This window comes from Pseudoalteromonas sp. NBT06-2 (assembly GCF_002276045.1).
Taxonomy (GTDB): Bacteria; Pseudomonadota; Gammaproteobacteria; order Enterobacterales; family Alteromonadaceae; genus Pseudoalteromonas.
Window position 1 is genome coordinate 1 of record NZ_NQMR01000008.1, and the last position, 7181, is coordinate 7181.

The 7181-nt window shown below is 34.2% G+C and carries 5 protein-coding genes; all 5 read right to left on the reverse strand.

The features are described from left to right. Positions 1–300: 300 nt before the first annotated feature. The 5 genes from CJF42_RS03260 to CJF42_RS03280 all read right to left on the reverse strand — a co-directional run bounded on the left by CJF42_RS03260 (position 301) and on the right by CJF42_RS03280 (position 7021). Positions 301–3111 carry a collagenase gene (locus tag CJF42_RS03260; protein ID WP_095365309.1) on the reverse strand — a complete coding sequence of 937 codons (2811 nt, stop codon included), beginning with the start codon at positions 3109–3111 and terminating at the stop codon, positions 301–303. Between the two features lie 323 nt (positions 3112–3434). Next, complete coding sequence (locus tag CJF42_RS03265) at positions 3435–4367, reverse strand: 5-oxoprolinase subunit C family protein (protein ID WP_095365310.1); 933 nt, start codon at positions 4365–4367, stop codon at positions 3435–3437. Beyond that, the gene (gene pxpB / locus CJF42_RS03270; protein ID WP_170940458.1) at positions 4367–5059 is read right to left on the reverse strand and encodes a 5-oxoprolinase subunit PxpB; all 693 of its coding nucleotides are present in this window, start codon (positions 5057–5059) and stop codon (positions 4367–4369) included. The genes CJF42_RS03265 and pxpB overlap by 1 nt, the downstream gene beginning before the upstream one ends. Continuing rightward, complete coding sequence (pxpA, locus tag CJF42_RS03275) at positions 5056–5805, reverse strand: 5-oxoprolinase subunit PxpA (protein ID WP_095365312.1); 750 nt, start codon at positions 5803–5805, stop codon at positions 5056–5058. The genes pxpB and pxpA overlap by 4 nt, the downstream gene beginning before the upstream one ends. Before the next feature lies 1 nt (position 5806). Beyond that, positions 5807–7021, reverse strand: a complete 1215-nt coding sequence (locus CJF42_RS03280; protein WP_095365313.1) for an Nramp family divalent metal transporter — start codon at positions 7019–7021, stop codon at positions 5807–5809. Positions 7022–7181 lie beyond the last annotated feature (160 nt).

Sequence of the window (7181 nt, forward strand, 5' to 3'; positions counted from 1 at the left end):
TTTGGATAGGATACGAGTACAAGGCATGATTTGTAATTCATAGTAATTCCCTTATGATGAATCATAACGCCGTAATCGTTTTCTACCCAAACTCCGCAGGGCAAGACGATAAGCGGCCAACTGCGTTGTTATAAGATATTTGTTGAAAATGACTTAACGACACATCTTATGCCTCGCATTTGGCACGCTTCTCAACTTGCTGATATCGCACATTTCCATGTAGCATAGGTATATATTTGATAAATTAATAAGTAAAAAAGCCACATAAAACCGTGGCTATAAAATAAGTCGGAAGTTAAATTAACGACAACCAGCAGTATCATAATCGACAACTAAAGAAGCACCATCAGATTCACCCAAAACTTTAATGTAACCCCAGTACTCACTTAAATTAGTAAGGTAAATACATTCGCTATTTCCAGACTTATAAGAAGCACCTTGAACATTAGAGCCATTTGGCCAACCTAGATTGCTAAACTCTAAATCTAAGTTACCAGTACCATTTCCTGAAGTGATAGCAATACTTGAATGAGAGCTTACATCACCAATAGTTAACCATGAAATACCGCTACCTAGGCAAACTTCTGAACCATCTTGTAATTGACCACCAGTTTGAGGACCTTGAACAGCACATGCATCTGGCATATTTCCATCTGAAGAACCTCCTTCAAAGCTACCTTTTAGGTTAGTATCAAAGCTATTATAGCCACGTATCATTACATAATATGCACCAGCTTGAACATCTGCCATAATACATGTTTCATTATTTCCACCTTTCCATGGACGACAGTCATATGTGCTCGTAGTTGGTGCTGAACCAAAACGTACATATAAATCAGCATCACCAGAACCCCCTGAAATATCAAAACTTAAATCAGTCGCATCTGTTGGTACTTCCATTATAAAGAAAGTTTCAGAATCTTGAACTCCTGCTACATTAACAGATACGCCATTTTGCAAGTTATTTCCAGGTGTTACTGCACCCGATATATCTGCAGAAGTCGTTATTGTTGTTGTAGCACCTTTATCATCTATAAGCGTTAAAGAAATAACATATTGGCCGACACTTGAATACGTATGACTAGGGTTAGCTGTATTATTTACTGAGCCATCACCAAAGTCCCAAGTATGTGATGCAATAATGCCATCAGGATCGTAACTACCATTACTGCTAAAGTTAATAGCCGTAATAGTATCACCAATATATGGACCATTAATCACTGCAATAGGGGATTCATTTGTAGGGGGATTAGTATCATCACCAGTGTCACTTTTAACTGTCTGAGTCCATTGCGTAAACTCATTACTATAATTAGCACTCCAAGTATTTAAACGTGTTTTATATGCAGTCCAATTTCCAGTTCTTGTTTCAGCTAACATCGCTTTTACTTCACTAAAGTGTCTTTCAAACATAAATCGAACAGCTAAGTAGCCCCAACGATAGATTCGATCTTGATCAAAGCCATCGTAGGTTGTTTCAAATATTGCACTTAATGTATAAGTTGAACCATCATGTATCGTATCTATCGCAGCTTGGTTATTATCTTGATTTGCCACATATTCAGCGACACCTTCAGCCCACCAAACGACTTTTTCTGTTGGAGAATTAAAGTTACCAAATAAATCAAAACGACCATCTAAATAATGTACATATTCGTGTTCTAAATTCCATACATAATGATCTGGCTTTGCATAACTTGCTTCATATGCCACAAAGTTAGGAATATTACCTACTACAGATGGGTCTCCTTCTAAATACATGCCACCATTGTTGGTATTAATACCAAAGATTGGACCACCATATTTACCATAGTCACTTGAACTATCAAATATATTAACTTGAAGCTGTTCATTATTATCACCAGGAATAGGTACGTTATCTGATTGCATTTTGTTATGGAAATAAGTCTCTTCTGCCCCCATAGTAGTACAAGCTGAAACTTGCTGAACTGAAGTTAAGTTTTGTGAACGAATTTTAATTGTAGGACTACACGTATATGTTTGCGATAAAACTTGTGCTTCTAATTGCTCACCATAATCACAAATATTATAATCATTACAGTTACCGTAATAACTCGCTGTGTCTGCAGCACCTAACCAAACTGCATCACCATTGCCATACATTTGGTAAGTAGAGAATATTGTATTGAGACCTGAATCAACAGTAGATTGAATAGCAGCGCCCGAATACTTTTTCATGCGACCAAGCTCTCTTGCAGCATTGGCAATTAAATATTCGGAATCAGAATTAATCATCCAAGATTGTTGAGTAAAGCTATTTAAGCGACTAATCAATGTTGTATCGTTGGCAACTAATGTTTTGAAGTTCGCGTTATATTGACCACGATATAAAATCGTAAAAATGCCATTTACTGCGCTTCTCATATTCCATTTGCCACCATAACTTTGGTTCCAACGACTTAACCACTCTTTTACAACAGGTAAATAAACATCTTGTTGCTCTGAGCTATCCATTGTAATGATAACTTCTGATAATGTTTTACCATGGGCATCATTATCATCATAAAAATGTACATTATTTACAAATGCATCAATAGCACCTTTAACTGCAGGTTTTACCCAAGAAATAAAGTCAACGTTATTATTGTAAAATTCAACATAATAGCCTGCTCGTAGATATAAGAATATAGCTTCAATATCTGGATCACCACCACCAGTATACGACTGAGATAATCCTTTTACATGGTTGGCAACTGCATACATGTTATCTGAAGAATAAGCTGCTTGTTGAATATTTGAAGCCGCACTAAATAATTCATTAACACAACTTGCACCTTGTGACTTAATCATATTAATTAAACTTGTTGAATTTGAAGTTGCAAAAGAGTTCACATCACATGCCGCTAAGGCCATCATTTCATTACTTAATAAAGACTCATCTCTGCTATGAAAATCCTTTTTTTCTATAGACTTATAAACACTCTGTGCTTGAGGTACATTTTTATTTATGACTTCAGGAATACCATGTTCATGTTTTATTTCATGATGAATTGTCGGTGCTGATTGAGGTGAACTTGGTTGTTGTGCTGCAAAAACCGAAGTACCTACGAGTAGAGTTGAGACTGCTACAAATAACTTATTTAATTTCATTTTACCCTCTATTTGTTATTTCGTTATTAATAAAATGCTTTTGCTCTTATTTAAAACATTCGACTTCCAACTCGATACAAGCAGTCATAAAAAAAGCGTATTTCCTTAAAGCAGGAAAAAAATAACATAAAATAAACATTGTATGCAATATATTATATTCACAAAATTAACATTACCCTTACAGACTCGGTGTTTTTTTATACAGAATCAACAGGTTATTATTTTGTATAAAAAGTTAAAATATTTGCTTTTGATAGTGAAAATAGAAGGTTTATATATTTGAAGAGGGGTTATTTAATCTCAATTTAGTTTTGCATGAATAACTATTTATATAAAAAGTTTAGAATTTGGTACTGTTCTTTTAATACTTCAATCGCTTTTTCATTTGATATAAGCATAAAGTTCACTTTATCGTTTGCTTTTAATTGACCTAACATAGCAAGATCAGCAGTGATCACATTTGCTATTCTCGGATAACCACCAATAGTTTGACCATCTACAGATGAAATAATTGGTAAGCCTGAAGGCGTAATTTGAATACTCCCTTGCATTAAACCGCTTGAAGTAATATCAATTGGTTTTTCAAACCCCATTGCGACCTCTTTAAGCCTTATTCCCATTCGATTTGAATTAGCAGTAACGGTATACTTTTTAGAACTAAAATCATTTTGTTGTCTCTGAGTGAATAAGTCTGTTTCAACGGACGAGGTACATCTGAGGATATAACTACCTGAATAGCCATTATCTACATACTTGGGGAGAGTGTTAGTATATAAGCATTTTTGTTTTGGTAAATGCAAAGCCAGTATATCGCCCTTCTTCAATGATCTCCCGTAAAAGCCACCGAAATTGACCGTTAAATGAGTCGAATAGCTATTAAATAGTTTAGCAACATCAATATCTATTGATGTTGCTATGTACGCTCTAGCCCCACACTGCAACGTACCAAAAGTTAAAACATCTCCTGTAAAAATTTGAATTGCTTTATTATTAAATATAAGTTGGTTATTCAAATACAATTCAAATTTAGCACCTGTGATTGCAATATACATATCATTTTCAAATTGAATCTTAGGGCCAACGAGAGTAACTTCAATTACTGCGCTATCTAGCGGTTTAGACAACAACCAATTAGACAACTTCATTGCTATTGGATCCATAGCTCCACTGTTTGAAATTCCATTATGCATTTGACCAGATCGTCCACAATCTTGAACACTTGTTTGTAATCCTGATTTTATAAAATATAGACTCATTAAAAGCTCTTTTTAATCGCTGTGAATTCCGTTTTAGATATAGATACAAAGTGAATTTTATCAAGTGGACTAGCAATAAATGGTGTTTGGGAGTTTGGATTAAATAAAGTTAAAGGCGTACGACCAATAATATGCCAGCCTCCTGGGCTTGAGACAGGGTATATTCCAGTTTGACTATCACCAATAGCAACTGAACCTGCGGGTATAGATATCGCAGGAGTCGATTTTCTTGGACAAGATAGATTAGTTGACAGGCCGCCCAAATATAAAAAACCAGGCAAAAAACCGAGCATATGAACCAAATAACTTCGTTGAGTATGGCCAGCAATGACATCCTCTACAGAGAGTTTACAATGCTGCGCTAATGAAGTTAAATCTGGTCCATATCCTTCTTCGTAACATACTGGAATTTCAATTGTTTTTGACTGATAGCTTACTTCAGTTAAAGGTGAGCTTAATAACAACTCAATCTCACCAATTAATTTATCAAGCAATATTATTCTGTTATTAAAAAAAATAGTTAAACTTTTATATGCTGGAATAATATCAATTAATGCTTCACCTAGGCTCTGCTTTATAGTCAATGAAAAACCGATGATTCTTTTAGTTAAATGCTCTGAAATATCATCATTAAATAATATTGTAATAGCAGAGTCACCATTAGGTACTATTCGGTATTTATCATTATTCACTGTATAATAAACCCAGCATAAGTTAATTCTTTATGTAATGCTTTGGCTATAGCAACAGCATTAGGATTATCACCATGCAAACAGATTGTTTTAACATTTGGTTTTATAACTTGATTATCACTTGTTGTAACTTCTTTATTACTAGCTAACAAAACTGCTTGCGCTATGCTTTTATCTTGTGCGGTGATCATAGCATTTTTTTCACTTCTCGGTGTTAAAAGACCGGTAGAAGTGTAAGTTCTATCCATAAAGCCTTCAGCAATAAAATCAATATTTAAATCAATACAGCATTTTTCAAATACACCGTTAGCAAGACCATATACTTTAAACTCCGAATAATCTTGTATTAATAATTGTGCAAGTGCCAATGATAATTTAGGTTTTTTCTCAAGATCATTATATAAAGCACCATGAAACTTAATATGGTGAATAGCGATATTAAGCTCAGATGAAATATTAAAAAATGAATCTAACTGCCTCTTTATACTATCAATTAACTCATTAATACTAATAGCCAAAGAAATTCGTCCGAAATTTTCTTTATCTTCATACCCTGGATGTGCACCAATTTTAAGTTTATGAAGTCGCGCATTAAGTAATGATTTACGAATAATACTTTCATTACCAGCATGACCACCACAAGCTATATTACAACTAGAAATATAGGGCATTAGCGTAGCATCTTGTTCACAATCACTTATTAAAACACCTTCTCCTAAATCACAGTTAATATCTATTAATTTCATATCACAACATTCCAAATGCAGACATTAAACTTCTTCCACTTAATAACAAAGTGACCAATACAACACCTACACCTAACAAATTTTGTATCTTACTATTTTTATAAATTCCTAAAGTTTCTGTATTCATAATCCAAAGTAAAAATAGTGCGACTAAAGGTAACAAAATACCATTTGCCACTTGTGCAAACCAAATAATTGAAACCGGTTTATAACCTAAGCAAGATACAATCACACCTATCAATAAAATACTCAGCCAAATCCCTTTAAATGCATTCGATTTTAGATCTTTGTTTAAGTTTAGAATACCACTTAAGGCAAATGCAGCAGCAAGTGGCGCTGTAATTGCCGAGGAAATTCCTGCTGAAAATAACCCTATGGCTATAAATAAACTAGAATAATCACCAAAAATAGGAGCCAAAGCAGGTGCTAAGTCAGCAGCATTATTAATCGATATATTACTACCAAAAAAGGCAGAGGCTGCAGTAGATACAATTGCTATAGAGATGAGTCCACCTAAAGGAATCGCGAAATATAAATCTTTTCTCGCCTCTCCAAGTTGTTCTGGCGAGTGCCATTTTTGACTGACACTTGATGAGTGTAAAAATAAATTATATGGCACAACAGTTGTGCCTATTAATGCAATTACTGTTAATGTAGCGCCTGTAGGAATACTGGGTATTAATAAACCGGAAAAGAACATGCCTATATCAGGCTTAGATATAATAAATGTCGCGATGAAAGCAAAGCTCATTAATCCAACTAATACCATTAGTGCACTTTCAATAAACTGATAGCTACCCTTTATTAATATAGTAAATGCAAGTACACCTATAAGTAGTGGCCATATTGAGATTTCTGAATAAATGAAAGCATCAGAAAATATACCTGAAAGACCTAGACTTGCACCTAAAATATTACCACTTTGGTAAGCACCATTTCCAATTACAATCGCACTTACTGTTAGGCCTATAGCAATAAACTTCAATAATGGATTAGTACAGGTCGAACGGATATTTTCACCTAAACCTTTTTTAGTGACAATACCTAGTCTACAAGCCATTTCTTGCAAGATTAATGTGGCTATAACTGAAAACAGTAATGCCCACAACAAAGAGAATCCATAATTAGCACCAGCAAGAGATGCTGTAATAACGGTACCTGGCCCTATAAATGCCGCTGTCACTAAAACCGCGGGTCCTACTTGAGGTAATTTCATGTAAATATTTGTTTTTATTATTTTTAATACTTATAACATTTTTTGATAAATTTGGCGAGAAAGTGACAAAATAAACCTAAGGGAGTATACACAAACCACTTCAAAATGCAGGATTCTGTTGAAGTTATAACAAATACATTAAATTTATGAACTTGTTCAT

Excerpts from the sequence above, each read along its gene's own strand:
- CJF42_RS03260 (WP_095365309.1), bottom strand. The coding sequence starts at position 3,111 with ATGAAATTAAATAAGTTATTTGTAGCAGTCTCAACTCTACTCGTAGGT.
- CJF42_RS03265 (WP_095365310.1), bottom strand. The coding sequence starts at position 4,367 with ATGAGTCTATATTTTATAAAATCAGGATTACAAACAAGTGTTCAAGAT.
- pxpA (WP_095365312.1), bottom strand. The coding sequence starts at position 5,805 with ATGAAATTAATAGATATTAACTGTGATTTAGGAGAAGGTGTTTTAATA.
- CJF42_RS03280 (WP_095365313.1), bottom strand. The coding sequence starts at position 7,021 with ATGAAATTACCTCAAGTAGGACCCGCGGTTTTAGTGACAGCGGCATTT.